This window comes from Caballeronia sp. LZ065 (genome assembly GCF_031450975.1).
Classification (GTDB): domain Bacteria; phylum Pseudomonadota; class Gammaproteobacteria; order Burkholderiales; family Burkholderiaceae; genus Caballeronia.
Genome location: NZ_JARUXV010000043.1, coordinates 1 through 389 on the forward strand (window position 1 = coordinate 1; position 389 = coordinate 389).

A 389-nucleotide genomic window follows, 5' to 3' on the forward strand; every position below is an offset into this window, starting at 1 on the left:
GCCGGCACGAATGCGACGAGCACGGTATCGGTGGGCGCGCCGGGCGCGGAGCGCACGATCACCAACGTCGCGGCGGGGCGTCTCTCCGGCACCTCGACCGACGCGGTGAACGGCTCGCAGCTCTTCGCTTCGAACCAGGCGATCGATCAGAACTCGACCGACATCAGCAACGCCGTCAACTCCATCAACAGCCTCGCGACGACGGGCACGAAGTACTTCCAGGACAACAGCACCGGTGCGGGCTCCACGGCGACAGGCGTCAATTCGGTGGCGATCGGTTCGGGCGCGGTGTCGACCAATCCCGGCGATGTCGCCCTCGGCGCCGGTTCGACAACCGCGCCAGTCGTGAACACGCCGGGCGCGACGATCGGCGGCACCCCGTACACGTT

Annotated in this window: 1 pseudogene; it reads left to right on the top strand. The window is 68.1% G+C overall.

What is annotated here, in order from left to right:
- Positions 1-389 (top strand): annotated as a pseudogene (locus QCE63_RS35565) (hypothetical protein); the annotation flags it as partial.